General features: G+C 49.6%; 2 protein-coding genes. Both read left to right on the top strand.

Going from position 1 to position 1069, the window contains the following annotated elements; genetic code table 11:
• Positions 1–43: 43 nt before the first annotated feature.
• Positions 44–943 (top strand): scaffolding protein, encoded by a 900-nt coding sequence (locus NXS07_RS20255; RefSeq protein ID WP_258087543.1) that lies wholly within the window; start codon positions 44–46, stop codon positions 941–943.
• Position 944: 1 nt separating this feature from the next.
• Positions 945–1069, top strand: a 125-nt coding sequence (locus NXS07_RS20250; protein ID WP_258087544.1) for a P22 phage major capsid protein family protein, incomplete at its 3' end; no start/stop codon positions are given.

Below are 1069 nucleotides of genomic sequence, written 5' to 3'. Positions count from 1 at the left end.
AATACTGGCGAGATCCCTCAAACCATGTGAGAGAGTAATAAACATGAGTGATACCAACGAAATTCAGGCTACTGAAGCATTAACCCTGTCCGGTAATCAGGCGGCGGCATCCACTGAGAGCAATGTTGATAATGCCAATTCAACGGGGCAGAGCGACGGATTTGATATTGTCCTGAGTGACGATGAGACCCAGAAACAAGACCCGGCAACAAACGCGCATTTTGCAGCCAAGCGTATCGAGCGTAAGCGCCAGCGCGAGCTGGAGCAGCAGATGGAGGCGGTGCAACGTGGAGAGTTACCGGAGGATTTACGGGTAAAACCTGAGTTACCCACACAGCCAGATATCAATAATTATTTGTCTGATGATGCATTGGCTAAGTATGACTATGACCAAAACAGGGCGCTAGCAGCATTCCAACAAGCTAACCTTGAATGGCAGATGAATGCGATGGATGCTCGCAGCAATGCAGTAGCGGAGCAAGGTCGCAAAACTCAGGCGTTTACCCAGCAATCAGCACACATTGTCGAGTCAGCAAGGAAACACTATGACGCCGCAGAAAAACTTAACCTGCCTGATTATCAGGAGAAAGAGGACGCTTTCCGCCAAGTCGTACCGCCCGGTATTGATACGGAAATTATGCACCTCTTCCCTGAGAAGTCGGCTGCGATCATGTATCACCTGGGCGCAAATCCAGAGAAAGCGCGGCAACTGCTGACACTCGGTAACCAGCAAGCATTAATCGAACTAACTCGTCTTGCTGACAAGTTAACTATCAAACCTCGCGGCCAGCAAATCTCTGCCGCCCCTCCTGCTGATACACCATTAAGTGGCGATGTTACTGCCGCTAATCGTGATGCTATCCAGAAACAGATGGATGCAGCAGCCAGTAAGGGTGACACCACGCTTTACCGCAAGTTAAAACAACAGTTGAAAGGAATTTGAAATGGCTTTAAACGAAGGTCAAGTGATCACATACATGGTCGATGAGGTGATGGAGACCGTGGAAAACCTCACACCCATGGCGCAGCGTGTAGAAAAATATGCACCGCCTGCGGGTGATATGCAGCG

Source organism: Xenorhabdus bovienii, assembly GCF_024721015.1.
Taxonomy (GTDB): domain Bacteria; phylum Pseudomonadota; class Gammaproteobacteria; order Enterobacterales; family Enterobacteriaceae; genus Xenorhabdus; species Xenorhabdus bovienii.
Note: the sequence above shows the minus strand (reverse complement) of the source record. Positions and strands in the feature narration are given on the sequence as shown.